Genomic DNA, 25,830 nt, shown 5'->3' with positions numbered 1-25,830 from the left:
GAGGCTGCCGATGCCCCGACTATATCCGGTGTTTTACCCCTGACAACCCCGCGAAATGGGGGACGGGGACAGGATGACGTGATTGCGTGACAGCTGTGCGACGCGGGGCCGCGCACTGCCTATTGCGGCAGCTTTTCGCGCAGGAATCCCAACGCCAGCGACAGGCCTTCATTGTCGATGGAATGGCCCAGCCCCTTGCACACATGGGCGAAGGTTTCGAACCCGGCGGCGACCAGCGCATCGGCGGCCTCGGGCAAGCTTTGCACCGGCACCATCGGGTCGGCATCACCATGGATCAGCAGGATCGGCAGTTTGCTGACCGTCTCGGCTGCCAGTGTTTCCGGTTGCAGCAACCGGCCCGAGAAACCGACCAGTGCCGCCAGCGGGGCAGGGCGGCGGGGAGCAATGTGCAGGCTCATCATCGTGCCCTGCGAGAAGCCCACAAGCGCCAGTGCCGAGGGTTCCAGCCCCTCATCGGCCAACACTTTATCAATGAAAGCGTTGAGATCCTCAGCTGCCTGCTGTTGTCCCTCCAGTGCCTTGCTCTCTTCGGAGCCATCAAGCCACGGGATCGGGAACCACTGAAAGCCGAACGGGTTTCCCTGACAATTCTCAGGCGCATCAGGGGCGTAGAAGGCGGTCTTGCGCAGATGCGGGGCCAGCGGATCGGCCAGACCCAGCAGGTCGGCACCATTCGCGCCGTAGCCATGCACGAAGATCACGACCGAGGTCGCCGTGCCCTTGGGCGCGCCCTTGCGGGCAGAGGTCAACGGACGAGGGGGCATGGCAGCTCCTTTCAGATAACGCCTTCACGGCTTTTCGCGTGATGGTAGTAGTGCCACAGCATCCCCGCCGCAACCGTGCGCCAGGGCGTCCAGGCCTCGGACATCGCGCGCATCGGCTTTTCGCGCGGACGCTCATCCAGATCGAACAACAGCCGCGCGGCCTCTTGCAGCGCCAGATCGTTGGGCGCGAAAGTATCGGCGCGGCCAAGGCTGAACATCACGTAGATCTCGGCAGTCCAGCGACCAATGCCCGGCACGGCGGTCAGGGTCTCGACGATATGGACCTCAGGCGCATCGCGCAGCGCGTCGAAATCAATGCGGGCGTCAGCCAGCGCCTTGATATAGCGCGCCTTTTGCCGCGACAAGCCATTGGCGCGCAGGGTCTCATCGCTGGCAGCGGCGAATTGCTCGGCGCTCACCAGCGCCGCGGCCTCCAGTTTGCCCATGATCGCACGGGCCGAAGCGACCGAAACCTGCTGGCTGACAATGGCGCTGACCAGTGCCTCGAACCCGTCGCCGCGCCGGCGCAGCGGCGGCGGGCCGCACAGGTCAAGCACCGCGGCAAAGCGCGGCTCTGCCGCGGCGAGCCAGTCGGCCCCCTCGGCCATACAGGCGTCGCTGAACAGGATACGCGGTGTCATGCGGCGTATACTGCACGCCAGAACCCGCGCGGCAAGCCCCGCCTGTTGCATGATCACGTCACACCCGAGTCGAAAACGGCGCCACGCTCAACCAGAACGCTTTTGCTCTGGGCAAGGCATTCCGTTCTTGGCATGAAAGGGCAAGGGAAACATCTCTGGAAGTGTATTGATGAACTATTGGGCCGCACTGAGCGATCGCCAGCGCGACGTTGCACAACGACCGATCACCGCGCTTTTTGACGCGGAAACCCGCGCCAAGGCGTTTTCCGTGACTTTGGAGACCCCTGCGACGGGTCCAATTCTGTTTGATTATTCAAAGACTAATATCGACACCGAAACCCGGGATCTGCTGCTGGATCTGGCCCGCAGCTGCGATGTCGAAGGGCGTCGCGATGCCATGTTCGCGGGCGAAAAGATCAATGAGACCGAAGATCGTGCGGTGCTGCACACAGCACTGCGCAACCTTGAGGGTAGTGTCACCGTCGATGGCGTAGATGTCATGCCTGAGGTGCGCGCGACGCTGGCCCGCATGGAAACTTTCGCGCGCGATCTGCGCGACGGGCGTATTCGCGGCGTCGGCGGGCGCATTACGGATGTGGTGAATATCGGCATCGGCGGTTCGGATCTGGGTCCGGCAATGGCGGCGCGGGCGCTGGCGACCTATGCCGACGGGCCGCGCTGTCATTACGTGTCCAATGTCGATGGCGCGCATATCCATGACACGCTGGAAGCGCTGAATCCCGAGACGACGCTGGTGATCGTTGCCTCGAAGACCTTTACCACCATCGAGACGATGACCAACGCGCAGACCGCCAAGGCCTGGATGTCGCGCGCTGTCGCCGAACCGACCCGGCAGTTTGTCGCACTGTCGACGGCGCTGGACAAGACCTCGGCCTTTGGCATTGACCCGGCCCGCGTCTTTGGCTTCGCCGATTGGGTCGGCGGGCGCTATTCGATGTGGGGGCCGATTGGTCTGAGCCTGATGATCGCCATCGGCCCCGAGGATTTCCGCGCCTTTCTGGCCGGGGCGGCGGCCATGGACCAGCATTTCCGCGACGCGCCGCTGGTCGACAATATGCCGGTGATGTTGGCCATGGTCGGCGTCTGGCACCGTCAGATCTGCGGCTATGGCGCGCGCGCCGTGCTGCCTTATGATCAGCGCCTTGCGCGGCTGCCGGCGTACCTGCAACAGCTCGAGATGGAATCGAACGGCAAGAGCGTGGCGATGGATGGCAGCGCGCTGACCGTGCCCGCCGGACCCATCGTTTTTGGCGAACCGGGCACCAATGGCCAGCACGCGTTCTATCAGTTGATCCACCAAGGCACCGACGTTGTGCCGTGCGAATTCCTGCTGGCGGGTCAGGGACAGGAACCGGCCATGGCCCACCAGCACCGCCTGCTGGCGGCCAATTGCCTGGCCCAGGCCGAGGCTCTGATGCGCGGCCGCTCGCTGGACGAAGCGCGGGCCCTGATGAAAGCCAAAGGGCTGAAGGGCAAAGAGCTGGAGCGTCAGGCGCTGCACCGGGTCTTCCCGGGCAACCGCCCGTCAACCCTGCTGGTTTACCCGCGGCTGACCCCGGCGATGCTGGGCGCGATCGTTGCCTTGTATGAGCACCGGGTGTTTGTCGAAGGGGTGGTGCTGGGCATCAACTCGTTTGATCAATGGGGTGTTGAACTGGGCAAGGAACTGGCGGTGCAGCTGTTGCCGATGATCGACGGGACCGCGTCAACCGAAGGGCGCGATGGCTCGACCGCGGCGCTGGTTGCGGCGCTGCGCGAGCTGGGCATCTGAAGCGCCGCTGGCGTGCGGGCAGGGGGGCCAGCCCCCCTCTGCGCGTGCCGCGCATTCACCCCCCGGGATATTTTCAGACAGAAAATGGGGCGCGGTTAACAGGGTGTTAACCGCGCTTTGTCATTTCAGCTGAGGAACGAAGGGTGTTTCATCGTCTCGGGGATGGCGGCCCCCAGTCGGCTGAGGATGGTCGGCGCAAGCTGGCGCTGGTCAATCAGCGTGTCGGGCGCCGGTCCGTCTGCGGGGCCGAAATAATATAGCGCGGCGTCCTGCTGGTCTGCGCCGGTGCCGCCATGGTGCCCGCGTTGTGACTGGCCGTGGTCGGCGGTAACGATCACCTCATAGCCCATCGCCAGCCAGCCCGGCAGAAACTTGGCCAGCATCGCATCGAGCAACGCGCATCCATGGTCCATTTCAGTGCAATCATGGCCAAACCGGTGGCCCATGCTGTCGAGCGTGCAGGTGTGCAGGATACCGTAGTTCAGCGAAAAGCGCTGACAGAGCGAGGTCAGGGTGGCGAAGAGATCGACATCCGACGGCGTCGCCTGGTTGATATGATCATAGCCGGTCATGGTGTGAAAGCGCCCATGGTTGATGGTCGGGCTTTCGGGCTCGTCATACTCGATATCGCGAATGTAATCAAAGGGGTGGCGGTTGAAGAACTCGCTCCACCAGCTGTGCGTCACGGCCCCGGTGACGCCGCCTGCCTTGCGGGTTTCGCTGAACACATCGGGCATGTCGACGCGCTGGATATGCCCGTTTGACAAGACGCCATGGACCTGAGGTGCCACCCCGGAATGGATCGACGCATAACACGGCCCCGACATCGACGGCAGCATCGCGCGGATACGCCAGACGCGCGCGTCGCCATTGGCGACCCAGCCTTCAAGGCAGCCAAAGTAGCGTCGCCAGTTGGCATAGGGCACGCCGTCGAGGATAATGAGCAGCAGTTTGCGGTCCATGGGGCACCTTTTGTCTGAAACTGCGCGCAGACTATGACAGCACGTCCACAGACGCCAGCCGTCGCAAAGCGGGTGGGGTATGGTCGCTATTGTGCTGGAAGATAGCGCTGACATGGGTCAACATCGCCGCGCAACCTCTTGAATAAAGGCCCGTGATGAGTACTCCCAACATCCTGATCCTGATGGTCGACCAGTTGACCGGTACGCTGATGGCGGATGGCCCTGCGGCGTTCTTGCACGCACCGAACCTCAAGCGGCTGGCAGCGCGATCGCAGCGCTTTACCCGGGCTTATTGCCCCAGCCCGCTGTGCTCGCCAGCGCGCGCCAGTGTCCTGGCCGGGCAATTGCCCCGCCGGACAGGTGTTTATGACAACGCGGCCCCCTTTGCCTCGGACATTCCGTGCTTCACCCATCATCTGCGCACCGCCGGGTATCAGACCACGCTGTCGGGCAAGATGCATTTCGTCGGGCCCGATCAGCTGCACGGGTTTGAGGAGCGTCTGACGACCGATATCTACCCCGCCGATTTTGGCTGGACGCCTGACTACCGCAAGCCCGGTGAGCGGATCGACTGGTGGTATCACAACCTTGGCTCGGTCACCGGCGCGGGGGTTGCCGAGATCACCAACCAGATGGAATACGACGATGACGTGGCCCATCTGACCTGTCAGAAGTTGTTCGATCTGGCGCGGGGCCATGATGCGCGGCCGTGGTGCCTGACGGCCAGTTTCACGCACCCGCATGACCCGTTTGTGGCGCGGCGGAAGTACTGGGATCTGTATGAGGGCTGCGCCGAACTGGACCCGCCTGCGGGGTTGGCATGGGACGAGCAGGATGCCCATGGCAAACGGCTGCTCGAAAGCTTCGACTACGAGAATTTCGAGGCCAGCGAAGATCAAGTTCGCCGCGCAAGGCGCGGATATTTCGCGAATATTTCCTACATTGACGAAAAGATCGGCGAAATCCTTGATGTGCTCGAACGCACGCAACAGGAGGCCGTGATCGTCTTCCTGTCCGACCATGGTGAGATGCTGGGCGACCGGGGGCTGTGGTTCAAGATGAATTTCTATGAGAACTCGGGCCGGGTACCGTTCTATATCGCGGCGCCGGGTCTGGGGGCAGGGCGCGTGGATCAGCCGGTCTCGACGCTGGATATGCTGCCGACGCTGTGTGATCTGGCCGGGATCGACATGGCCAAGATCGCGCCCTGGACGGATGGTGAAAGCCTGTTGCCGCTGATGAATGGCACCGGTGGACGGGGGCCGGTGCCGATGGAATATGCGGCTGAAGGCACAGTGTCACCGATGGTCGCGCTGGTGGACGGGCCTTGGAAATACATCGCCTGCGCGGCAGACCCGGAGCTCTTGTTCAATCTGGACAGCGATCCGGGGGAACGGGACAATCTTGCCGCGGATCCGGCCTATGCTCCGGTGCTGGAGAGACTGCGCGCCATGGCTAAAACGCGCTGGAATCTCAAAGACTTCGATGCTGAAGTTCGCGCCAGTCAGGCACGGCGTTGGGTGGTGTATGAGGCGCTGCGCCAAGGCACGTACACCGATTGGGACTACCAGCCTTACCGCAATGCGGCCGAACGCTACATGCGCAACCACATGGACCTAAATGTGCTGGAAGATGGTCAGCGCTTTCCGCGCGGCACCTAAGTCAGGGCAGTTCCAGCAATCGCACCCGCAGGTGCTTGCAGACCGCGCTGACCTCGCGCAGCACCAGTTCCGCGCGGGGCAACGGTTTGGTGACCGCAAAGAGGTCACCACGATAGCCAAGCGCTTCAAGCATCAGCGCCAGATCGACGATGTCCCAATCCTGGGTCATCAGCGGTCCGATGATGACATCCGGGCGGACCGAGGCAAGCATCTTGTGGCCGAGCATCGACTTGCGCGTCAGAACGACGCTCTGCCGTCGCGGGTTTGGTGTGAGGACACTCATCGCTTGCTGCGCGTCGACCACAAGGATCGTCCGCGCATCGGCCAACTCGCCGGAAGACGCCACCGGCGCAGTTTTATCCGGCGCAGGGGCTTTGCTGTGTATCATGCCGACCAACTCCTGCCGGGGCATATCTTCAACGCTGTTATACAGCGTGGGGCGATTGCAGTCCAAACAGATTACGGAGGTATAAAGATTTCGTCTCTAATTTAACCATCAAGATTGACCGTGTCCTTTTGTTTCCAAGGCAGCCGCAGTCGTGGCTTTCTCAGCAGATCTTAAGGCTTGCCTGTAGGGTGTTGTTCCTCTGTGATTTTCTCATCCCAAAGCACAACCCGCATACATCAATATATTACATAATACCGATTATTGGACTAACGTATGGTCCGATCAATCGCCCCCCTCTGCCGCATCGTGCTCACCCATCCGAGCACTGATCCAGGCGTTGAGCCACGCCAAACCGGCCAGTGACAAGCCCAGCCCCAGAAAGGCCCCTGCGCGCATCAATTCACTCAGACCGGCCGCATCGATCAAGAACGCTTTGGCCGCGGCGAGAGCGATCAGCACAAGTCCAAGCCGGCGATACTGGACGCGGCCATGGTACAGCGCCATTGCCATGACGACAGCACCGGCAACGAGCAGCGCGACGGTATAGGCATAAATCTCGCCTTGGGCAAAGCCGTGCCGCAGTTGCATGCCGCTGGCGCCTTGCCACAGATGGCGGATCATATGGCCGCACCAGACAGCGCCCAGAAGGACCGCAACGACACGCCCCGCCTTTGCCAGCCGCCCGGTTCCATCCCGTGCCGCGATCCAAACCATCAGCGCCGGCAGACCATAGGCCAGCGCGAGGTCATTCAGGATCGGCCAGCCGACCACAAGATCGCTGCCGAACAAGCCACCGCCAAGCAAAGGCGATACCAGCGTACAGAGCACGACAATCCACAAAGCCGCAGCCAAGGCCAGCAACAGCGCCAGGAGCTTGCGCACACGGGTCATCGCCACACTACCCTGCAAGCGCTGTGCCCGTAGGAGCTGCACCCGGCTCAGCGCAATCAAGGTCGCGGCTTGAATGCCAAGCGTCGCGTGGTCGGTGATGTCGGAAAACATCCGCGCCAGCAGCACGGTCACGACGATCGGAACGATCCCCGACAGTGCCGTTTCGCAGATGATCCGGCCCCAATCGCGAGCGGCGTGCGCCGGCATCGCGCGGATCAGCGCCACAGATACCAAAGGCCCCGCCAGAACCGCCAGCAGCGTAAGGCCAGTGTCGACGGCGCCGTAGCTGCCCGTCATCAACGGCTGCAGCCCCGGATCGACGACCAACCGCCAGCCCATCGTCATTGCACCCAGACCCAACACCCAACCCAGACTCGGGATCCCGAAGCGACGGTCCATCGCGGCGCTGGCGACCATCAGAACCGCCAGAGCGACAGTCAGCGCAGCGGCGCTCAGCACCAGCATCAGCGCCAGCGCGATCATCGTGATCGCGGCGGCCCCGGCAACGCCCAGACGGCCACCCTGCCCGTTATCGCGGCGCGCGAACCACAGTGTCAGCGCCGTCAATCCCGCAGCCAGAGCCATGATTGTCGCGGGCCAGCCAAAGCCCAGCAAGGTTTGCGGCTGCCAGAACAGTTCGACCGCAATGGCCGTCGCGCCGGGGGTTGCAACGGCCAGCAGCGCCCACAGTGTCCGGCGCGGCGCTTCGGCTGCGTCGCTGCGTGCGACCATGGCCAGCCCGGCCAGAGCGGCGAAGGCAACAGCGGTTTGCGGCAGCCATCCGTAGGCGTTGAGCACGAAAGCCAGCAGCAACGGTGTCGTTGTCAGACTGCTGGCCACTGCCAACGGCAGAGCGAGCGCGGCGACCAGCGACAAGCTGTCGAGCGCCGGGGCGCGCCGCGTCCACAGCGGCACCAGCAGCGCCAGCGCACCGGCGGCGAGGATGCCCTCAGGCGCCTTGATCCGGGTCACGATGATCCCTGCCCCGACTACGACGGCCAGCGCCGCGACCAGAACCTCGGGCTTGGGGCGCGCTTTGCGCCACTGCTGCACCATCGGGCCCGTTGCGCGCGGGATCAGCGCGCCGCCGGGCAGCGCCAGCGCCAGAAACACCACAAAGAGCGTGAGCAGCGCCAACCCGTCCGCCGGGGCGTTTGCCGCATGAATAAGCACGCCTCCGGCCAGCGGCGCAACCACGGCCAGTGCCGAGATCCACCCCCAGCGCCGCAGCCCGTCGATGGCCAGCCCCATGGCGGCGATGACCGCGAAATAGCCATACAGGATCGGACGCGGCGCGCCCCCTTCGCCCAGCAGGAACGGAGCCGCCGCCCCGGCCAGAACGCCCATGGCGGCCAGTATCGGACCATGCATCCATCCCAGCGCAATCGAGAGCGCCGAGATCAGGCACAGCGCGATCAGCGTCGCCTCAGGGCCGAGCAGATCATACAGATGATGCGCGGCCAGCACGCCCGCCAGCAGCGCGGCGATACCGCCCCCTGCCAGCGTCGCGGGAACCTGACGCGCACTGGCACCCCAGCGGCGGCGCAGGCCCTCTGCGGCAAGTATCAGCCCTGCCCCCGACGCCAGTGCCAAACCAATGCGGGCCTTGGGTGACAACAGACCTTTGTCGATGGAATATTGCACCAGATAGATCCCGGCCATCACCAGCGCGAGTCCGGCCACGGGATAGATCCAGTTGGCGCGCATCCACGCGACCAGTGACCGCAGAGGCGCGGTAAAATCCCGTTTCGGCACAGTGTCTACCGTCGGTGTCTGTGCCTTCGCCGCCGGAACAGGTCGCCAGGGTGCCCTGGAGGCCGGTTGCGTAGCTTGCTGCCCGTCACCCTGCCCCGGTTGCGCCGCCAGCTGCGCCTCCAGCTGCGCGACGCGATCACTCAGGTTGCGCAGGCGCTGCAGCGCCAGCCACACCAGCCCTGCGGCACAGAGGGCGATGACAAGGGTGAGCGACTCAAACACGCCGAGATCTCCAATATTGGTGGACGCAAGCCGAGCGATGGCTTAGGCCCAGAGGCGAAAACCCTGCCATAGACGGACCCCGCGCGACATGACTTTTTCTCATCAGATCAAGATCGCTCCTTCGATTCTCAGCGCCGACTTCGCGGATTTCGGCCGCGAGATTCAAGCCATCGAAGCGCAAGGCGCTGACTGGGTGCATGTCGACGTGATGGACGGGCATTTTGTGCCCAACCTGACTTTTGGTCCGCCCGCCGTCGCTGCCTTTCGCAAGCATGTGAAAACCGTGATGGACGTGCATCTGATGATCGCGCCGGTTGATCCCTATATCGAGGCCTTCGCGAGCGCAGGGGCGGATATCATCACCGCGCATGTCGAAGCCGGGCCGCACATTCACCGCACCCTGCAAGCCATTCGCGCCACGGGGAAAAAGGCTGGTGTGGCGCTCAACCCCGGCACACCGGCAGACTCGGTGGCGCATCTGCTGGATCTGACGGATCTGGTTTGCGTGATGACGGTTAATCCCGGTTTTGGCGGGCAGAGCTTCATCGACATGACCGCAAAGGTCCGCGCCTTGCGGTCGATGATCGGCGACCGGCCCATTCATATCGAGATCGACGGTGGCGTAACGCCGCAAACCGCGCCGCTGGTCGCCGCTGCCGGTGCCGATGTTCTGGTCGCGGGTTCGGCGGTGTTTAAGGGTGGATCGGTGGCGAACCCTGCCCCGTACGGTGCCAATATCCGCGCCATTCGCGAGGCCGCCGAACGGGCAACAGGCGCGCAACTGGCCTGAGCCCCAACGCCCCGACGAGCCCAGAAATCCGGTGCGGCAGCGACCGCACCGGAAATCCTTGCTGCATCGGGTTGGGTAGAGATACGGCAAGAAACACGCCTTTCGAACGCGCAGGGATAGGCCCCCAATCCCGGTTGGATGGATCAGGAGCTTGCGGTTCGAACACTCGTTAATAACATATTTATACGTTTGATTTAAATATTGTGGCAGTATGTTAAACCATACCTTGCGGCCACGCAATTTTACGCACTCTCGACACAAGCCCTCGCTTCGCCGCACATCACCGGGGCAGCGGCGTAACAGTTCCATTCCTGTCAGGCGGCAGGCGGACTGGCAGGAAGACCTGATTCAGAAACGCGGCTTTTATCAACGCATGTGCCGTGGTTTCCACGCCCAAGGTCTCGCGCGCCAGCCGTAGGTGCTTCTCGACAGTCGGCGGCGTGATGCCCATGATCTGCGCGATGTCTGCGGTTGTCTTCCCGTTGCCAACCCATTCCAGAACCTCACGTTGTCGGACCGTAAGACGGCGTCCCGGGATATGATATGGCAGGCTGGCAAGACACAGATGCGCCACCGCAGCCACCGTGAAGATCACGTCACGATGCACCTCGAGCTGCGCATCGACCTTGCCCTGACTGACCCCCCGCCGAGCAGCCAATCCCATCACCGCCCGCCCGCGCGTGCGTTCCTGAGGAAAACCGATGGTACAACCGGCACTCAAATTGTTGCGCTCGAAAAAACTGAGCGCGTCATCGGTTATTTCATGTTCAAAAGAGATTCCCGATTCTGGTTCAGTCATCGACCAACTGGCAATTCCCGCATTCTCCAACGCCCAGCTAAAGCTGACATTCATGCGGTAATACTGCTTTTCAAGCATTGTGGTAATAACGTCATCGGGCAGCGTCGACAAAACGACGTAATCGTCGGGCGACGACATGACAGGTCCGCGCGAATCCGGTGAAAAGCCGTAGAGCACGTGATCGAACCCGAGATCGGCAAAGAAGCGGCAGAGAAGTGACCAGAGGGTCTCGCGGTCTGTTGCGGTCAGGACCGCCGTGAGGAACGTTGCAATTCCCGGCAAGGCGCGTGGCCGGGTACCACTGTCCGAGAGAGGCTCCTTGCCCGACGTTTGACTGATCGCTTGGTGCTCCATGCCACTCGTCCGCTTCACTTTACTTCCATATGAGAATTGCTGTCTGAAATTTTAGGGAATGTCGAGCGTCGCAGGATATATGCGCACAATATAGCGGCTTTACGCGCCGAGCGATGAAGGACCGAGAATCGCGAACTCTGATTTTATGGAGCTGAAACAGGCTCTTGCCGGACGTTTCTCAGGCCACATCTGTCGGAACTCTCCTTTGGCGTGTGGCATCTTTTCGCCGTTAGCGATACCGCCGCACCCTGCCCTGTCGCGAATCGCGAACGCGCGAGGGAAGACCGCCGGGACCAGAGCAATGAAAAAGGGGCGGCGCTTGAAGCGCCGCCCCCTTGGATTTGAAGCTGAGTGCCGGATCAGCCAGCGAGGGTCTTGGCAACCTCGGCGGCGAAATCCTCTTCCTTCTTCTCGACGCCTTCGCCAACGGCGACGCGCGCAAAGCCGGTGATCTCGACGCCGGCCTCTTTTGCGGCCTGCTCGACCGTCAGGTCGGGATTGATCACGAAGGCCTGACCCAGCAGCGTGTTTTCCGCCAGGAATTTCTTCATGCGGCCCGGGATGATGTTGTTGTGAATCACCTGCTCGGGCTTCGGCTTGGCGGCCGTTGCGTTTTCTTCCAGCGCCTTGGCGGTCTGCACCTGCAGCTCGCGCTCGACGACGGTGGCGTCCATGGTGGCTTCGGACAGCGACAGCGGTGCGGTTGCAGCAATGTGCATCGCGAACTGCTTGCCGATTTCCTGAGCTTTGTCAGCCGGGCCGTTCAGCGCGACCAGCACACCGATTTTGCCCATGCCCTCGGCCGCCGAGTTGTGCACGTAGGACACAACGGTCGTGCCTTCGAGCAGGTGCATGCGGCGGAAAGTCATGTTCTCGCCAATACGCGCGATGGTACCGTTGATGACGTTCTCGACGGTATCGCCGTTCAGATCGGCAGCCTTGACCACCTCGACCGACTCGCCGGTTTGCAGGGCGATGCGGGCAACGTCGCGGACCAGCTGCTGGAAGTCTTCGTTTTTGGCAACGAAGTCGGTTTCCGAGTTGATCTCGATCGCCACGCCGCGGCCACCGTCGACGGCGACGCCGATCAGGCCTTCAGCGGCAACGCGGTCAGATTTCTTGGCGGCCTTGGCCAGGCCTTTGGTGCGCAGCCAGTCGATCGAGGCTTCCATGTTGCCGTCGTTCTCGACCAGAGCCTTCTTGGCGTCCATCATGCCGGCGCCAGTCGTCTCGCGCAGTTCCTTCACCATCGCAGCGGTAATCGCCATGGGTCAAACTCCTTGATTGGGATGCGGGCAGGGTTGCCCCTGCCCGATGTCAAACCTGTGTCAGTCGCGCCCCTAAAAGGGCAGCGCTGGATCAGGCCTCGGCGTTCTCGGCGATCGTTTCCTCGGCAGGAGCTTCTTCCAGCTCGCCAAGGTCGACACCAGCGGCACCCAGTTGCGCCGACATGCCGTCGAGAGCCGCACGGGCGACCAGATCGCAGTAGAGCGCGATGGCGCGCGCTGCGTCATCGTTGCCGGGGATGACGTAATCAACGCCATCGGGCGAGCAGTTGGTGTCGACCACGGCGACAACCGGGATACCCAGTTTGCGGGCTTCCAGGATGGCCAGGTCTTCCTTGTTCACGTCGATCACGAACAGCAGGTCCGGCAGACCGCCCATTTCGCGGATCCCGCCGAGCGAGGCTTGCAGTTTGGTCTGCTCGCGCTCCATCTGCAGGCGCTCTTTTTTGGTCAGGCCGGCAGCGCCGCGCTCCATGACTTCATCGATCTGCTTGAGGCGCTGGATCGACTGGGAAACGGTTTTCCAGTTGGTCAGCGTGCCACCCAGCCAGCGGTGGTTCATGTAGTACTGAGCGCATTTTTCAGCAGCTTCAGCGACCTGCTTGGAGGCCTGACGCTTGGTGCCGACGAACAGCACGCGGCCGCCCTTGGCGACGGTCTCGCGGATGACCTTGAGCGCCTGGTCCAGCATCGGGACGGTTTGCGTCAGATCGACGATGTGAATGCCGTTACGGTCGCCGTAGATGTACGGCCCCATGCGCGGATTCCAGCGCTGGGTTTGGTGACCATAGTGAACGCCAGCTTCAAGCAGCTGACGCATGGAGAAATCGGGAAGCGCCATATCGTTTTCCTTTTCCGGTTTGCGCCTAGGGTGGGACATTCAGGGCATGCGCCCAACCGGTGGACCGTCACGGGATGTCTCCCCGCAAAGGCCCTGCCCCACCTGTGAAGTGCGCGCCCATTACCGCGTCCCGGTGCATGGCGCAAGAGGAATGAGACGTCAGGGTAACGCGGTTCCTGCCATCTGGGCCAGCGCCCGCTTGCGGCCTTCGGGAAGGCGGTCGATCTCGACGCAGGTAAAGACGTGGCAGGTTCCCAGATCCCGGTCGATGACCGCGTGATCCGACACCCAGCCGCCCAAAGCCAGATACGCGCGCAGCAACGGGGGCAACAGGGCCGCCGCGCCCGCCTCGGGTTGGGTCGTTGCCGCTTCAAAGCCGCGCAATTCCGGTGCGATTCGGCCCGGGCGCGTGTCTTCAGGCCCAAGATTGCGCGATTTCAGCAACGCCCAAGCCGGATCCAGCGTCGCTGCCTCGGTGGTATGAAACGACGTGCAACCGACCAGCCGTGCTGCCCCCGTCTGCAACGCCAGTCGCGCCACCCCGGCCCAGAGCAGGCGCAGCAGATCGGCGTCCCCTGCCCCCGGTTCGGTGCAAAGCCGCCCCAGCTCCAGCGATTCGCCGCCCTTGGCCGCCAATGCGTGCAGGTCATAGTGTTGCGCGACATACCCGCCCAGAAGCGCTGCTGCGTCCCCATGCCGACGCAGGCGCAACGTCGCGCGCGGCGGGCCGCCGGGCACGCCGACCCATAGATGCAGGCTGTCCGCGTCATAGCTGTCGACGTCCTGCGCCCCACCCCGGAACGCCCGTGCGCGCAGGTCCAGCAGCGCCGGCATGTCCTGCGCGTCCGCCAGCCGAACCTGCAAAGCGCCCGCCGAGATCGGTGCCCCGAACACCATCGAGTGTTCAGGGCGGTGCTGGGGGCTGGACATGGGGCGGCAAGCTCCTAACTTTGAGACGATCAGCAGAGGTACACGATGACCGACAAGGTAACCAAATCAGACGCCGAATGGCAGGCCCAGCTTTCGCCCCTGGCCTACAAGGTCACGCGCAAGCACGGGACCGAGCGCGCCTTCACGCACGAGGACTTTCCCAAGGAACCGGGGCTGTTCACCTGTGTGTGCTGCGGGGCACCGTTGTTCGACACCGCGAAGAAATTTGATTCGGGTTCGGGGTGGCCAAGCTTCTGGGCGCCGGCAGACGATGCCGAGGTCGAAACGCACGAAGACCGCAGCTTCTTCATGCGCCGCACCGAGGTGCATTGCGCACGCTGCGAGGCGCATCTGGGGCATGTGTTCCCCGATGGCCCGCAACCCACCGGCCTGCGCTATTGCATCAACGGCGTGGCGCTCGACTTCAAACCGGAAGAATGACCTCAGCCGCCGAGCGAGGCGGCCGAGAACTGACCGAGCACGCGGAACACCTGGCTGAGAACGCCGGGCCGCGGGCCGGAATCGGTGACGCGACGCGAAAGGCTGATGACTTCGCCGTCTTCCAGACCGAAACGCTCGATATTGCTGACCCGATCACGCGAATCGAAGCTGATCGCCACGACCTGGCGGTCAGTTTCCTCGGGCGCACGCCAGCCGCGACGACGCCAGTCGGACTGCACATAGAACCAGCCCGACCCTTCCATCACGCCGCCCATGCCGGGCTGACCGACCTTTTGCGCAACGGTTTCGCGGGTGTCCTGACCAATGGTGACTTCGGCCAGATCGGTGTCGGTCGGTGCGTAGCCATGATATTCCATCATCGGCGAGCACGCGGAGACGAACACAGCCATCACGGGCACCAAAGCCCATCGTCCAAGGCTCTTGCCCGTTTGGTTCGCGCGATCCATCATGCCCGTCTCCTGGCTTGCATTGTGGCTGATTTGCCTGTTCGCGCCGCCAATCGGCTGGGCGGCATCACGACAAGGTCTGGAACCCTGCACCGCCTTTGGATTACTAAAAGCACGGGCGGTGTTCAAGGAAGGAACATCCGACCCCGCCATGCTCGCACGATTGTGCGGCGCGCGCGGCCAGACAGGCAGCCAGACAGGCAGGAGGCCACAATATGACACAGAGCACACCCGAGACCGCATCCGGGCAAGGCCCGATCCGCGAAACCGACGCGGCGGCAATGCCTTTGCGGGTGAGCGATCTCTCGGCCCGCGGCGGCCTGAGCTTTCGCCTGACCCCGACGCCCGAGGCCCGCGCAGCTCTGGCCGAGGAACTGGGCATCCTCAAGATCCGCAAGCTGAGCTTTCAGGGCAGTTTGCGCGCAGATGGCCGCAATGACTGGCGGCTTGAGGGCACGCTGGGCGCCACGGTCCTGCAGGCCTGTGTCGTCTCGGCCGAGCCGGTCTCGACGCGGATCGACACCGCGGTCACGCGCCACTTCGTGCGCGACATGCCCGAACCGACCGGCGCGGAATACGAAATCCCCGAGGACGACTCGCTCGAACCGCTGGGACCGGTGATCGACCCGGGCGCCATCATGGTTGAGGCGCTGGCCCTGGCGCTGCCGGACTATCCGCGCGCGGACGGTGCTGAAGTCCCCGACTCGGCTGTTGCTGAAATGGAAGACATCCGTCCTAATCCCTTTGCCGCACTGGCTGCGCTAAAACGGGATCCCGAATAAGCCAAATCCCCCCCTTGCGCGCTGGCAAAAACCTTCTATGTTCCGCGCTTCATGCAGGGTGGGTCTTTCCCCTGCCGCTCAGGCGGTGTAAAGGCGCATCGCACAGAAGTTTCCACCTAAACGGGCCGCTTTGTCGTTCCCGCCGAAATATCAGAGGTTGACATGGCCGTTCAACAGAACCGCGTGACCCGTTCCCGTCGTAACATGCGTCGTTCGCACGATGCTCTGGTTGCCGGGAACCCGAATGAATGCCCGAGCTGCGGTGAGCTGAAGCGCCCGCACCATGTGTGCCCGTCCTGCGGCCACTACGACAGCCGCGAGGTTATCGCGCGCGCCGAGGTCGACCTGGACGACGACGCGGCCTGATTGATAAGTCCGGCGGCGCAATGATGGCTTCCGAGCAGGAACATCTGCACGCCGGGCAAAGCTCGGCAACGTCCTCCACGGACCGTCTGGTCATATCGGTTGACGCCATGGGCGGTGATCGGGGTCCTGCGGCGGTGGTTTCCGGTTGCGCCCTTTCGGTGCAGGCGGACCCGCGTGTCGATATCATTCTGCATGGTGACAAGGCGGCTCTTGAGCCGCTCGTAGCTCGCGAGCCCGCGCTCGCGGGCCGCTTGTCCGTTGTTCATGCCGACCGCGCCGTGACCATGGACGACAAGCCCAGCCATGTCATGCGTCATGGCAAGGACACCTCGATGTGGTCCGCCATCACCGCGCTGAAATCAGGCGAGGCCTCGGCGGCAGTCAGCTGCGGCAATACCGGCGCGCTGATGGCTGTCTCAATGTTGCAGCTGCGCCGGATGGAGGGGGTCAACCGCCCGGCTATCGCGTGTCTCTGGCCTGCGCGGGGCCGGCATGGGTTCAACACCATGCTCGATGTCGGCGCGGACATTAAGGCCGAGGCCGTGGACCTTCTTGCCTATGCGATCATGGGCGTGACCTATTTCCGCAATGGTTTCGGCGAACCGCGCCCGCGGGTCGGCCTGCTCAATGTGGGCACCGAAGAACACAAGGGCCGCGCCGAGATCAAGGTCGCGCACGAGCTAATCGGACGGCATCAGGAAACCGGGCGCTATGAATACGTTGGATTCGTCGAGGGATCGGATATTCCCTCGGACCGTGTCGACGTGATCGTCACCGACGGCTTCACCGGCAATATCGCGCTGAAAACCGGTGAAGGCACGGCCAAGCTGGTCGGCGACTTCCTGCGCGAATCGTTCAAATCCGGCCCGCTGGCGATGCTGGGGGCCCTGCTCGCCCGTGGAGCGCTCAAACGGCTAAGCGCCCGCATTGATCCGCGCCGGGTCAATGGTGGTGTGTTTCTGGGTCTGAACGGCACCGTGGTCAAATCGCACGGCTCGGCGGATGCCACCGGCATCGCTGCCGCGATCGGACTGGCTGCCAAGCTGGCACAGTCCGGCTATCGGGGTCGGATGGCCGAACGGCTTGTGATTGCGGCGCAATCGTCCCAAGCTGCAGAGCCCAACGGAGACACGGCATGACACAGAAGACCGTCACGCGCGCCGTGGTGATCGGCTATGGTCACTACCTGCCCGAACGCGTGGTGCCGAATGCAGAATTTGCGGCGACGCTGGATACCTCGGATGACTGGATCGTCAGCCGGTCTGGCATCGAGCGGCGTCATTTCGCGGCTGAGGGCGAGTTCACCTCGCATCTGGCGATCAACGCCGCCCGGTCCGCACTGGCCAATGCCGGGATCGAGGCTGACGATCTGGACGCGATTCTGGTCGCGACCTCGACGCCCGACCTGACCTTCCCCTCTGTCGCCACGATGGTTCAGGCCGAAATCGGCGCGAACCGGGCGTTCGGCTTTGACGTGCAGGCGGTGTGCGCTGGCTTCGTCTTTGCGCTGGCCAATGCCAACGCGCTGATCGTCGCCGGTCAGGCCAAACGGATCATGGTGATCGGCGCAGAAACCTTCAGCCGGATCATGGACTGGACCGACCGCTCAACCTGCGTGCTGTTCGGTGACGGCGCCGGTGCGCTGATCCTTGAGGGGCAGCCGGGCACCGGCGAGACCTCGGATCGCGGCATCCTGTCGGCGGATCTGAACTCGGACGGTCGCTTCCGCGACATGCTCTATGTCGATGGTGGCGTGTCCTCGACTGGCACCTCGGGCAAGCTGCGCATGCAGGGCAACCCGCTGTTCCGTCAAGCGGTTGAGAAACTGACCTCGACGGCGGAAACCGCGCTGGAACGCGCTGGTCTCACCTCGGCTCAGGTGGACTGGATCGTGCCGCATCAGGCCAATATCCGCATCATTCAGGGCACAGCCAAGAAGATGGGCCTGTCGATGGACAATGTCATCGTCACCGTTCAGGACCACGGCAATACATCGGCGGCCTCGATCCCGCTGGCGCTGTCAGTCGGCGCAGATCAGGGCAAGCTCAAACAGGGCGACCTGATCGTGACCGAAGCCATTGGCGGCGGGCTGGCGTGGGGCTCGGTTGTTTTGCGCTGGTAAGCGCCTATGGGCTGACCTTCGCAGCCCATGCAAACAACGCAGCGCAAACCCCGGTGTTGACAGCAGAATTTCCTTGCCGCATCTTCTGACACACGGCGTGTGAACAGTGGGAGTTTGACATGAGCGAGAAGACTCTGACGCGGATGGATCTGAGCGAAGCCGTTTTCCGGGAGGTTGGTCTCTCGCGGAACGAATCTGCGGCGCTTGTCGAATCCGTGATTCAATACATGTCCGACGCCCTGGTTGAGGGCGAACAGGTCAAGATTTCCTCTTTCGGAACCTTCAGCGTGCGCGCCAAGTCCGAGCGACTGGGCCGCAATCCCAAGACCGGCGAAGAGGTGCCCATCAGCCCGCGTCGTGTCCTGTCGTTCCGTCCGTCGCATCTGATGAAGGAACGCGTGTCGCGCGGGAATCTGCGCAACAAGGCGTAACGCATGAAAAAGGCGCCCGAGGCCTTTCGCACCATTAGCGAAGTGGCTGAAATCCTTGAAACCCCGGCCCATGTGCTGCGGTTCTGGGAAAGCAAATTCTATCAGATCAGACCGGTCAAACGCGCCGGTGGGCGCCGGTACTACCGGCCCGATGATGTTGCGCTGATCAACGGTATCAAGGTGCTGTTGCAAGATCAGGGCATGACCATTCGGGGCGTACAGCGCGTGCTACAAGAGCAAGGCGTCAAGCATGTCGCCGGGCTGGGCATGCCCCTGCCGAGTCTTGCCTCGGCCCCGGAAGACGATTCTTACGACGAGTCGCTCGAAGACACCGCGAGCGAGATGGACGGCGCCACTGTCGGCACTCTGCCGGGTGAGGAAGCCGATACGGGTGCCGAGTCGGCAGGCAGCTGGCCCGAGCCCGAACCGGCGCTCGACCCACCCGCAAACCTTGATCCTGAACCTTCCGTTGTCTTGCCCTTTATCGCCGCCGCAACCCCGGTCGAGCCCGCACAAATCGAAGACACAGACCGCGTGATCCCCGAAGTGGCGCGCGATGAGCCGGAAATTGCCGAAACTGCTGCACCCGCAGGCGCCCAGCCTGAAGAGGAAGCTCCCGGCGTAGACGATCGTCACCCTGAACCCGTAGCGGCGCGTGCGCAGGCCTCTGACGCGCCCGACGACACAGGCTCGGTTGCCGAGCTTGCCGAGATCATGGAGCCGTCCGAGCGCGCGCTTATCGCGCGTCGTCTGCGGTCGCTGGCGCGCAATGGTCTGGGCCCGAACCGCGACCATGCCGAATTGCTCGCCCGTCGGATCGACGGCCTGCTTGAGCGTATGTCCGAAGCCTCGGGCGCCGGTCGCTGGTGAGTCGGAACGCCTTGGCCGACTTTCGCACCGGATGGCGCATTTTGGCGCTTGCCCCCGGCGTGAAAAGCGGTAGAAGGCACCTCGTCGGGCTGTGGCGCAGCTTGGTTAGCGCGTCCGTCTGGGGGACGGAAGGTCGTGAGTTCGAATCTCGCCAGCCCGACCACTTCATGCACGGCCCGCAGTCTTTTTGGCTGCGGGCCGTTTGCTTAACTCAGGAGGCGAGATGACCGATCTGCCCGGCGTGATCCCCTCACAGACATTGCGTTCCCTGATCGAGCAAGGCGTCATTCACGCCACGCCCGCCGTGCTGCCCGAACAGGTGCAGCCCGCCAGTCTGGACCTGCGTCTGGGGGCAACGGCCGTGCGGCTGCGCGCCTCGTTCCTGCCCGGTAAGGGCCGCAAGGTCGCGGAACGGCTGGCAGAATTCGAGATGCACCGATTCGACCTTGGCACCGGCATGGTGCTGGAAAAGGGCTGCGTCTATGTCGTCGAGCTGATGGAGCAACTGGCCCTGCCTGCGGGCCTGAGCGCCGTCACCAACGCCAAAAGCTCGACCGGACGGCTGGACCTGCTGGTGCGGGTGATCACCGATGAGGGCGTGGAATTCGACCGTGTGCCGCAGGGCTATACCGGCAAGCTCTATGCCGAGATCTGCCCACGCTCGTTCTCGGTGCTGGTGCGGCCCGGCATGCGGCTCAACCAGCTGCGCCTGCGGCAGGGTCAGGCGGTGCTGTCTGACGCCGAACTGATCGCGCTGAACGCCGAGGTGCCGCTGGTCTCGGGCACGGCGGTGATCTCGCAAGGCCTCGGCTTCTCGGTCGATCTGCGGCCTGCTTCGGGCGATCTGCTGGGCTACCGCGCCAAGCCGCATGCCGGGGTGATCGATCTGGACCGGATCGGTGCCTATGACCCGGCGGATTTCTGGGAAGAGCTGCACGCCGGCAACGGCCAGCTGATTCTGGACCCCGGCGCGTTCTATATTCTCGTGAGCCGCGAGGCGGTCTGCATCCCTCCCGGCTATGCCGCTGAAATGGCGCCCTATCTGGCGATGGTCGGCGAGTTCCGCGTGCATTACGCCGGGTTCTTTGATCCCGGCTTCGGCCATGCCTCGGCCAATGGTGTCGGCGCGCGCGGGGTGCTGGAGGTGCGCTGCCACGAAGCGCCTTTCGTGCTGGAGCACGGGCAGATCGTCGGACGGCTGGTTTACGAGCGGATGGCCGAGGTGCCTGACCTGCTCTATGGCGCGGGGATTGCGTCGAATTATCAAGGGCAAGGGCTGAAGCTGGCCAAGCACTTTCGGTGAGCGGGGTGCGAGGGGCTGCTCGCCCCTCGCGCTCCCTCGCCAGAGGGGGGAGCACGCTCCCCCCTCTGGACACCCCCCGTGGATATTTAAAGACAGATGATCCTCAGGCCGTGGCTGCGTTGGTTTTCGCGGCGAGGTCGCCTTTGGCCCAGCTTTTGAAGATGCGGAAGGCAACCCAGGGGTTGAGGGCGGTGGCGGCAAGAAGGAGCACTGCGCCGATCCACAGGCCGGGCGTACCCAGAGCGAGGATCACAGCCGTCGAGGAGGCGGCCAGCGGGAAGGTCAGCGCACCCCACATCGGCGAGAAGCCCGAGGCCAGCACCCAGCGGGCAGAGGCGGCCAGGCTGGCCAGCAGCGCCAGCGCGAGCAGCGCGAAAGCGGCACCGAGCAGCGGGTAGCCAAGCAGGACACTGACCGATGCAAGCAGTGCGGCGGGCGAGACATGGATCGCCATCAGCGGGCGTAGCGGCGCGGGCGGAATGCGGGTTAGGAACTGGCGCAGGCTGGCAAGCCAGATCACCAGCGCGATCACCATCGTGACCCAGAGTATCGCGTTGGAAAGCCCGGTGTAGCCCAGCGGGATCAGCGTTTGCGGCGCAAGGATGTAGCCGACATAGGTCAGATGGAAGACTGGGGTCACGGAGCGGCCCTCTTGCGGCCCGGTGAGCAGCCTGTAGCCGATCAGCGCGCCAAGGGCCGCGAGCGCGACAAGCCCGCCCAGAGCCAGCCCCAGCGCCAGTCCAGGGGCGTAGGGCCGAAGCGCCGAGGCCGCCAGAACCACCGACAGCACCAAGGCGACGAGCCCGGCGCGGCCCGGCAGGACGGCGATCTCGTCGATCACCACGCCCGGGCGGCGTAGCGGTTTGGAGAGCCACGCCACCAGCGAAAACAGCGTCAGCAGCAGCACCGCGCCCAAGACAGCCTCGCCCACCGGCTGCAGCGGCATCAGCCCGGGCTGCAGCGCAATCACCCGCCAGGCCAGACCCAGCCCGAGAAGCCCCATCAGCGGCGGGAAAATCGCTGGCGGCGTGCGACGCCAAAGCCCGGGGGCCTTTTGCACCAACGGCGGTGGCGGCGGAAAGTGGCGCGGTTTGATCTGCGGGATCGGGCGCGGTTCGTCGGACATCATGGGCCTCCTGCGGCGGTGATCCACTGAACGCCCGCTGTCATGCCGGCGCAAGAGGACAGGGAGTCGCGCTGCGGTGTTGAAAGGGCGTGGAGCCGCGCCGCACTTGTCGCTATGAAGGTCAGGTAAGCACGAGAGCCCTATGCCCGACAGACCGCTTAAATCCTGGCCCTATACCCCTGCCCCCGATCTGGTGGCCGATATCGGCGGCACCAATACCCGCGTCGCGCTCGCCGATAGCGGGGTGCCCCGGCAGGGCTCGATCCGCAAGTTTCCCAACAAGGGGCGGGCCTCACTGACCGAGATCTTGCAGCAATACCTGCGTGAGACGGCGACCACCGATTGTGCGGGGGTCTGCGTTGCTGTCGCCGGGCCGGTGCGCGACGGTGTGGCGCAGATGACCAATCTGGACTGGACGATCACCGCCGAGGATCTGGCCGAGGTCGGCGGCACCCGACGGGTGGCGATTCTGAACGATCTGCAGGCGCAGGGCCATGCGCTCAGATCGCTGGACCCGCGCCATGTGCGGCAGCTCTTGCCGACCGGCCCGGCCATTGCCGGGGCCACGCAACTGGTGGTCGGCGCCGGCACCGGGTTCAACGCGGCACCGGTTTACCATTTCAGCAGCGGCACGCAGGTGGCGGCCTCGGAATGCGGGCATATCCACCTGCCCCGCCACGGCGAGCGCGAAGAGGCGCTGGCGCGGCATCTGGCCGCGCTGCACGGTATCGCCACGGTCGAAGAAGTGCTCTGCGGCCGCGGGCTGGAAGCACTGCACCGCTGGGTCAGCGGACAGGATGTGCCGGGCGACAAACTGACGGCGGCGATCGCTGCCGGAGATCCGCAGGCGCGTGAGACCGGCGCGCTTTATGCGTCGATCATGGGCCGGACGCTGGCGACACTGGCGCTGGTGCATCTGCCGTTCGGCGGTATCTTCCTGATCGGCAGCGTGGCGCGCGCCATGTCGCCGCATCTAGCCGATCTGGGCATGGGCGCTGCCTATACCGAGATGGGGCGCTTTTCCACGCTGGTGAAATCCTTCCCCGTCGCGATGGTCGAAGATGACTATGCCGCGCTGCTCGGTTGTGCCTCGCATCTGGCGGCGCTGACTGCTTGACCTTGTCACGCGCGGCGCGGGCGTCCATATCGAAGGGATGCTGCGCCTCGCCCCCCTTTTGCTCGCCCTCGCTTACGGTCTGGTCTACTGGCATTTCTCGGCCTGGCGGACGGCGCGTGAACTGGACAGCAAGTCGACCCCGCTGGCCGATGCGGGACTGAAAACGCTGACCGACCGCATGGCGCGGGCCTTGGGGCTGCAAAAGATCAGCGTGCATGTCTATGAAATTCCAACAATTAACGGCCTTGCCGCCCCTGATGGCCGGATCTTTCTGACCCGCGGTTTTCTGGATCGTTACCGGGCCGGAGAGGTCAGCGCCGAAGAACTGGCCTCGGTCATCGCGCATGAGTTGGGCCATGTCGCGCTGGGGCATACGCGGCGGCGGATGATCGACTTCTCGGGCCAGAATGCGGTGCGCGTGGCGCTGGCGGCTGTGCTGGGGCGGCTGTTGCCGGGGATCGGCATCTGGATCGCCAACGCGCTGGTGTCGATGCTGGCTGCCGGGCTCAGCCGCAAGGATGAATACGAAGCCGACGAATACGCCGCCGCCCTGTTAACCAAGGCAGGCATCGGCACCGAACCGCAAAAAGCACTGCTGTCGCGGCTTGAGGGCCTGGCGGGCATGCGCGGCGCGCCTCCGGTCTGGCTGGCCTCGCACCCGAAGACGGCGGATCGGGTGCGGGCGATCGAGGTGTTGGAAGAGCGGTGGCGCGTGGCTGACTAGGGGTCAGCCGGGCTGTTCCAACTCGATCACATTGCCCTCGGGGTCGCGCATGTAAATGATAAGGAACGGGGCCTCAGCGCTGCCGAAATCGGCGATCTCGCCCTGCGCCTGCCCGCCCGCCTCAAGCATAGCCGCTATGGTCGCCGCAAGATCGTCTACCACAAAGGACAGATGGCCATAGCCGGGCGCATTGATAGCAGGCCTGTCGCGGAGCGGCGACTCACTGTATTCCAGAATCTCCAGAAACACCCCCTCCGCCCCCGGGAGACCCAGCCATCGCGAGTCGATGGCGACTCCCGGCAACCCGTTCCCGCACCAGACCGCCGCACCTGTCAGACGCCGCCGCGCCCGCAGCTCGGTGCAGCCGAACACCCGTCGATAAAATGCGGCAAGGCCGCCTGCATCGCGCGCTGTCAGACTGATGTGCGAAAGTCTCATGCTCTGCCCCCTAACGCGATGACCTTGCTACAACCGCCGCGCACAGAAAAGAAGGGGAGCAAGCGCATGGCTTACTCCCCTTTTGAGCCGAGACAATTAGGTACTGAAATCACCTGAAGACTGCACGCCCTGTGCGACAACCGCGTGACGTCAGACCGATTCTTTTCCCAATTCCTTGGCGTGCATCCAGGCCGCGTGCTGCGGCGCGCGTTTGGTGCGTGACCATTCCTCCAGCATGTCCCATTTGACCGCATCCAGCCGCGCCAGCATCGCCTCTTCCTCAGGATCGGGGCAAGCAAGCTCGACCCGGTGGCCGTTGGGGTCGAAGAAATAGATCGAATGGAAAATGGCGTGGTCGGTCACACCCAGCACCGCAACGCCCTGCCCTTCAAGATGCTCCTTGAACGCGACCAGCGTCGCGCGGTCCTTGACCTTGAAGGCGATGTGCTGAACCCAGGCGGGCGTGTTGGGATCACGGCCCATCTCGGGCTTGGTCGGCAATTCGAAGAAGGCGAGAATATTGCCCATCCCGGCATCGAGGAAGATGTGCATGTAAGGGTCAGGTTCGTGGGTTGAGGGCACCTGATCCTCGGCAATCGCCAGCACGAAATCCATGTTCAGCATCTTGGTGTACCAGGTCACCGTCTCTTTCGCATCGCGGCAGCGATAGGCGACGTGGTGCATCTGGTCGATCTTCAGGACGGGCGCATTCATCAGGGTTCCTCCATATCATTGCATATGCAACGGTAAGGGCATCAATCACGAATCGGGCGCGCCTGTCAATATCATTGCTCTTGCAATGAAAGTGAGGCCCCGAAGGGCCCCGCTTTCAACTCAGTCTGCGGTCAGCGCGACAGACGCCGCGTGAGCGTACTCATCAGGCTGTTGGCGCGATCGTCGTGCGTATCCGCTTGCATCAGGGCCGAACCACGATGCGCCACAAGGGGCTCAACATCGGTATGACGCGTCGGCGCATCGCGGTGATAGCCCCCGAACCACGGGCTGAAGAACGCAAAGAAGCCCGAGAACAGACCCTCGCTTCGCGTCACGATGACGGGCTCGGTGCTGCTGATGATCGTCACGTTGCCGCCAGTGGCCGAGCGATGGCGCAGGGTATGGCGCATCGTGGCGCGGGCACTGCCCAGCCCGTCACTTTCCATCGCGGTCATGGCAAGCGGGGTGGTATTCGAGGTGGTGATGATCGTGGTGGCACTGGCCATGGAGCCGGTCAGGGTCACCGCGATCAGGGCGAGGGTCGAGAGCGAAGAAATGCGGGGCATGAGATAAGTCCTTTCAAGGGTTGAAAATAAATCGTCTGATGTTTGGCGTCTTACCAGCCGAATTGCAGCGTCAGGCCGGTTTGTCCGCCGTTTTGGGCGATGGCGGCGTTGGTGTTTTGGCCGAACTGGAAGAGGCCATAGGCGTTGTTGCCGCCCTGTTGCGAGATCGTGCCGGTGTGGCCCGAGCCCTCCTGATGGATGATCGCCTGATCGGTGGACCCTTGCGCGATGCCAGCGGCGTTGTTGACGCCGTGCTGGGTGACATG

The 25,830-nt window shown here is 63.7% G+C and carries 28 protein-coding genes and 1 tRNA gene; 14 read left to right on the top strand and 15 right to left on the bottom strand.

Features of this window, described 5'->3' with window-relative positions; translation table 11 throughout:
• Nucleotides 1–119 precede the first annotated feature (119 nt).
• Nucleotides 120–785: an alpha/beta hydrolase gene (locus EAE28_RS20255; protein ID WP_127109671.1), complete on the bottom strand. Its 666-nt coding sequence runs from the start codon at nt 783–785 to the stop codon at nt 120–122.
• Nucleotides 786–796: 11 nt separating this feature from the next.
• Entirely contained in the window at nt 797–1,426 is a 630-nt protein-coding gene (locus EAE28_RS20250; RefSeq protein WP_127109669.1) for a DNA-3-methyladenine glycosylase family protein, read from the bottom strand.
• A gap of 166 nt (nt 1,427–1,592) precedes the next feature.
• On the opposite strand from EAE28_RS20250, the gene pgi reads away from it, so the two are divergent.
• On the top strand, nt 1,593–3,218 hold the full coding sequence (gene pgi, locus EAE28_RS20245) for a glucose-6-phosphate isomerase (protein WP_425466782.1): 1,626 nt from the start codon (nt 1,593–1,595) through the stop codon (nt 3,216–3,218).
• A 125-nt stretch (nt 3,219–3,343) separates the two neighbouring features.
• Here the strand turns inward: pgi and EAE28_RS20240 are convergent, their stop codons facing one another.
• Nucleotides 3,344–4,180 carry an alkaline phosphatase family protein gene (locus EAE28_RS20240; RefSeq protein ID WP_127109665.1) on the bottom strand — a complete coding sequence of 279 codons (837 nt, stop codon included), beginning with the start codon at nt 4,178–4,180 and terminating at the stop codon, nt 3,344–3,346.
• Nucleotides 4,181–4,335: 155 nt separating this feature from the next.
• Between EAE28_RS20240 and betC the strand changes: the two genes are divergently transcribed.
• Nucleotides 4,336–5,841 carry a choline-sulfatase gene (gene betC, locus EAE28_RS20235; RefSeq protein WP_127109663.1) on the top strand — a complete coding sequence of 502 codons (1,506 nt, stop codon included), beginning with the start codon at nt 4,336–4,338 and terminating at the stop codon, nt 5,839–5,841.
• Nucleotide 5,842: 1 nt separating this feature from the next.
• Here the strand turns inward: betC and EAE28_RS20230 are convergent, their stop codons facing one another.
• Both EAE28_RS20230 and EAE28_RS20225 read right to left on the bottom strand, forming a co-directional pair.
• Nucleotides 5,843–6,229 (bottom strand): hypothetical protein, encoded by a 387-nt coding sequence (locus tag EAE28_RS20230; RefSeq protein WP_127109661.1) that lies wholly within the window; start codon nt 6,227–6,229, stop codon nt 5,843–5,845.
• A gap of 282 nt (nt 6,230–6,511) precedes the next feature.
• Nucleotides 6,512–9,097 carry a DUF2339 domain-containing protein gene (locus EAE28_RS20225; RefSeq protein WP_127109659.1) on the bottom strand — a complete coding sequence of 862 codons (2,586 nt, stop codon included), beginning with the start codon at nt 9,095–9,097 and terminating at the stop codon, nt 6,512–6,514.
• 88 nt (nt 9,098–9,185) lie between these two features.
• On the opposite strand from EAE28_RS20225, the gene rpe reads away from it, so the two are divergent.
• Nucleotides 9,186–9,887 carry a ribulose-phosphate 3-epimerase gene (rpe, locus tag EAE28_RS20220; protein ID WP_127109657.1) on the top strand — a complete coding sequence of 234 codons (702 nt, stop codon included), beginning with the start codon at nt 9,186–9,188 and terminating at the stop codon, nt 9,885–9,887.
• A gap of 280 nt (nt 9,888–10,167) precedes the next feature.
• Here rpe and EAE28_RS20215 read toward each other — a convergent pair whose 3' ends face one another.
• The 4 genes from EAE28_RS20215 to EAE28_RS20200 form a co-directional block, all read right to left on the bottom strand.
• On the bottom strand, nt 10,168–11,040 hold the full coding sequence (locus EAE28_RS20215; RefSeq protein ID WP_127109655.1) for a helix-turn-helix transcriptional regulator: 873 nt from the start codon (nt 11,038–11,040) through the stop codon (nt 10,168–10,170).
• 359 nt (nt 11,041–11,399) lie between these two features.
• Nucleotides 11,400–12,308: a translation elongation factor Ts gene (gene tsf, locus EAE28_RS20210; RefSeq protein ID WP_127109653.1), complete on the bottom strand. Its 909-nt coding sequence runs from the start codon at nt 12,306–12,308 to the stop codon at nt 11,400–11,402.
• A 91-nt stretch (nt 12,309–12,399) separates the two neighbouring features.
• On the bottom strand, nt 12,400–13,167 hold the full coding sequence (rpsB, locus tag EAE28_RS20205) for a 30S ribosomal protein S2 (protein WP_127109651.1): 768 nt from the start codon (nt 13,165–13,167) through the stop codon (nt 12,400–12,402).
• Nucleotides 13,168–13,326: 159 nt separating this feature from the next.
• A complete protein-coding gene (locus tag EAE28_RS20200; protein ID WP_127109649.1) occupies nt 13,327–14,097 on the bottom strand; it encodes a GNAT family N-acetyltransferase in 771 nt (256 codons plus the stop codon).
• Nucleotides 14,098–14,142: 45 nt separating this feature from the next.
• Between EAE28_RS20200 and msrB the strand changes: the two genes are divergently transcribed.
• Nucleotides 14,143–14,538, top strand: coding sequence for a peptide-methionine (R)-S-oxide reductase MsrB (msrB, locus tag EAE28_RS20195; protein ID WP_127109647.1), 396 nt, complete (start codon nt 14,143–14,145; stop codon nt 14,536–14,538).
• 2 nt (nt 14,539–14,540) lie between these two features.
• Here the strand turns inward: msrB and EAE28_RS20190 are convergent, their stop codons facing one another.
• Nucleotides 14,541–15,008, bottom strand: coding sequence for an outer membrane protein assembly factor BamE (locus EAE28_RS20190; protein WP_164736716.1), 468 nt, complete (start codon nt 15,006–15,008; stop codon nt 14,541–14,543).
• A 212-nt stretch (nt 15,009–15,220) separates the two neighbouring features.
• Between EAE28_RS20190 and EAE28_RS20185 the strand changes: the two genes are divergently transcribed.
• From EAE28_RS20185 to EAE28_RS20150, 8 genes are all read left to right on the top strand, one after another.
• The gene (locus EAE28_RS20185; protein WP_246022502.1) at nt 15,221–15,787 is read left to right on the top strand and encodes a YceD family protein; all 567 of its coding nucleotides are present in this window, start codon (nt 15,221–15,223) and stop codon (nt 15,785–15,787) included.
• A 162-nt stretch (nt 15,788–15,949) separates the two neighbouring features.
• Entirely contained in the window at nt 15,950–16,153 is a 204-nt protein-coding gene (gene rpmF / locus EAE28_RS20180) for a 50S ribosomal protein L32 (RefSeq protein WP_127109644.1), read from the top strand.
• A gap of 23 nt (nt 16,154–16,176) precedes the next feature.
• On the top strand, nt 16,177–17,292 hold the full coding sequence (gene plsX, locus EAE28_RS20175) for a phosphate acyltransferase PlsX (RefSeq protein WP_127109826.1): 1,116 nt from the start codon (nt 16,177–16,179) through the stop codon (nt 17,290–17,292).
• Nucleotides 17,289–18,275, top strand: a complete 987-nt coding sequence (locus tag EAE28_RS20170; protein WP_127109642.1) for a beta-ketoacyl-ACP synthase III — start codon at nt 17,289–17,291, stop codon at nt 18,273–18,275. Before plsX ends, EAE28_RS20170 begins: the two co-directional genes overlap by 4 nt.
• 119 nt (nt 18,276–18,394) lie before the next feature.
• Nucleotides 18,395–18,706 (top strand): integration host factor subunit alpha, encoded by a 312-nt coding sequence (ihfA, locus tag EAE28_RS20165; protein WP_127109640.1) that lies wholly within the window; start codon nt 18,395–18,397, stop codon nt 18,704–18,706.
• Nucleotides 18,707–18,709: 3 nt separating this feature from the next.
• Nucleotides 18,710–19,576, top strand: a complete 867-nt coding sequence (locus EAE28_RS20160) for a MerR family transcriptional regulator (protein ID WP_127109638.1) — start codon at nt 18,710–18,712, stop codon at nt 19,574–19,576.
• An 85-nt stretch (nt 19,577–19,661) separates the two neighbouring features.
• Nucleotides 19,662–19,739 (top strand) — tRNA-Pro (locus EAE28_RS20155).
• A 69-nt stretch (nt 19,740–19,808) separates the two neighbouring features.
• Complete coding sequence (locus EAE28_RS20150; protein WP_127109824.1) at nt 19,809–20,879, top strand: 2'-deoxycytidine 5'-triphosphate deaminase; 1,071 nt, start codon at nt 19,809–19,811, stop codon at nt 20,877–20,879.
• Nucleotides 20,880–20,982: 103 nt separating this feature from the next.
• Here EAE28_RS20150 and EAE28_RS20145 read toward each other — a convergent pair whose 3' ends face one another.
• Nucleotides 20,983–22,005: an SLAC1 family transporter gene (locus tag EAE28_RS20145; RefSeq protein WP_246022499.1), complete on the bottom strand. Its 1,023-nt coding sequence runs from the start codon at nt 22,003–22,005 to the stop codon at nt 20,983–20,985.
• Nucleotides 22,006–22,147: 142 nt separating this feature from the next.
• Here EAE28_RS20145 and EAE28_RS20140 point away from each other — a divergent pair, with 142 nt between their 5' ends.
• Entirely contained in the window at nt 22,148–23,122 is a 975-nt protein-coding gene (locus EAE28_RS20140) for a glucokinase (RefSeq protein ID WP_127109634.1), read from the top strand.
• Between the two features lie 37 nt (nt 23,123–23,159).
• Nucleotides 23,160–23,846, top strand: a complete 687-nt coding sequence (locus EAE28_RS20135; RefSeq protein ID WP_127109632.1) for a M48 family metallopeptidase — start codon at nt 23,160–23,162, stop codon at nt 23,844–23,846.
• Between the two features lie 3 nt (nt 23,847–23,849).
• On the opposite strand, the gene EAE28_RS20130 is transcribed toward EAE28_RS20135, so the two are convergent.
• The 4 genes from EAE28_RS20130 to EAE28_RS23875 all read right to left on the bottom strand — a co-directional run.
• Entirely contained in the window at nt 23,850–24,284 is a 435-nt protein-coding gene (locus EAE28_RS20130) for a VOC family protein (RefSeq protein WP_127109630.1), read from the bottom strand.
• Nucleotides 24,285–24,434: 150 nt separating this feature from the next.
• The gene (locus EAE28_RS20125) at nt 24,435–24,983 is read right to left on the bottom strand and encodes a VOC family protein (protein WP_127109822.1); all 549 of its coding nucleotides are present in this window, start codon (nt 24,981–24,983) and stop codon (nt 24,435–24,437) included.
• A 146-nt stretch (nt 24,984–25,129) separates the two neighbouring features.
• Nucleotides 25,130–25,564: a hypothetical protein gene (locus EAE28_RS20120; protein WP_127109628.1), complete on the bottom strand. Its 435-nt coding sequence runs from the start codon at nt 25,562–25,564 to the stop codon at nt 25,130–25,132.
• 50 nt (nt 25,565–25,614) lie between these two features.
• Nucleotides 25,615–25,830: hypothetical protein (locus EAE28_RS23875; RefSeq protein ID WP_220443972.1), on the bottom strand; the 216-nt coding region annotated here is incomplete at its 5' end.

Origin of the sequence: Pararhodobacter zhoushanensis (assembly GCF_003990445.1) — a bacterium.
Classification (GTDB): Bacteria; Pseudomonadota; Alphaproteobacteria; order Rhodobacterales; family Rhodobacteraceae; genus Pararhodobacter; species Pararhodobacter zhoushanensis.
This window is presented reverse-complemented; position numbering and strand designations above follow the sequence as displayed.

Coding starts and splice junctions, on each gene's coding strand:
- EAE28_RS20255 (WP_127109671.1), bottom strand. CDS start 785: ATGCCCCCTCGTCCGTTGACCTCTGCCCGCAAGGGCGCGCCCAAGGGC.
- EAE28_RS20250 (WP_127109669.1), bottom strand. CDS start 1,426: ATGACACCGCGTATCCTGTTCAGCGACGCCTGTATGGCCGAGGGGGCC.
- EAE28_RS20240 (WP_127109665.1), bottom strand. CDS start 4,180: ATGGACCGCAAACTGCTGCTCATTATCCTCGACGGCGTGCCCTATGCC.
- betC (WP_127109663.1), top strand. CDS start 4,336: ATGAGTACTCCCAACATCCTGATCCTGATGGTCGACCAGTTGACCGGT.
- EAE28_RS20230 (WP_127109661.1), bottom strand. CDS start 6,229: ATGATACACAGCAAAGCCCCTGCGCCGGATAAAACTGCGCCGGTGGCG.
- rpe (WP_127109657.1), top strand. CDS start 9,186: ATGACTTTTTCTCATCAGATCAAGATCGCTCCTTCGATTCTCAGCGCC.
- EAE28_RS20215 (WP_127109655.1), bottom strand. CDS start 11,040: ATGGAGCACCAAGCGATCAGTCAAACGTCGGGCAAGGAGCCTCTCTCG.
- tsf (WP_127109653.1), bottom strand. CDS start 12,308: ATGGCGATTACCGCTGCGATGGTGAAGGAACTGCGCGAGACGACTGGC.
- rpsB (WP_127109651.1), bottom strand. CDS start 13,167: ATGGCGCTTCCCGATTTCTCCATGCGTCAGCTGCTTGAAGCTGGCGTT.
- EAE28_RS20200 (WP_127109649.1), bottom strand. CDS start 14,097: ATGTCCAGCCCCCAGCACCGCCCTGAACACTCGATGGTGTTCGGGGCA.
- msrB (WP_127109647.1), top strand. CDS start 14,143: ATGACCGACAAGGTAACCAAATCAGACGCCGAATGGCAGGCCCAGCTT.
- EAE28_RS20190 (WP_164736716.1), bottom strand. CDS start 15,008: ATGATGGATCGCGCGAACCAAACGGGCAAGAGCCTTGGACGATGGGCT.
- EAE28_RS20185 (WP_246022502.1), top strand. CDS start 15,221: ATGACACAGAGCACACCCGAGACCGCATCCGGGCAAGGCCCGATCCGC.
- rpmF (WP_127109644.1), top strand. CDS start 15,950: ATGGCCGTTCAACAGAACCGCGTGACCCGTTCCCGTCGTAACATGCGT.
- plsX (WP_127109826.1), top strand. CDS start 16,177: ATGGCTTCCGAGCAGGAACATCTGCACGCCGGGCAAAGCTCGGCAACG.
- EAE28_RS20170 (WP_127109642.1), top strand. CDS start 17,289: ATGACACAGAAGACCGTCACGCGCGCCGTGGTGATCGGCTATGGTCAC.
- ihfA (WP_127109640.1), top strand. CDS start 18,395: ATGAGCGAGAAGACTCTGACGCGGATGGATCTGAGCGAAGCCGTTTTC.
- EAE28_RS20160 (WP_127109638.1), top strand. CDS start 18,710: ATGAAAAAGGCGCCCGAGGCCTTTCGCACCATTAGCGAAGTGGCTGAA.
- EAE28_RS20145 (WP_246022499.1), bottom strand. CDS start 22,005: ATGTCCGACGAACCGCGCCCGATCCCGCAGATCAAACCGCGCCACTTT.
- EAE28_RS20140 (WP_127109634.1), top strand. CDS start 22,148: ATGCCCGACAGACCGCTTAAATCCTGGCCCTATACCCCTGCCCCCGAT.
- EAE28_RS20135 (WP_127109632.1), top strand. CDS start 23,160: ATGCTGCGCCTCGCCCCCCTTTTGCTCGCCCTCGCTTACGGTCTGGTC.
- EAE28_RS20130 (WP_127109630.1), bottom strand. CDS start 24,284: ATGAGACTTTCGCACATCAGTCTGACAGCGCGCGATGCAGGCGGCCTT.
- EAE28_RS20120 (WP_127109628.1), bottom strand. CDS start 25,564: ATGCCCCGCATTTCTTCGCTCTCGACCCTCGCCCTGATCGCGGTGACC.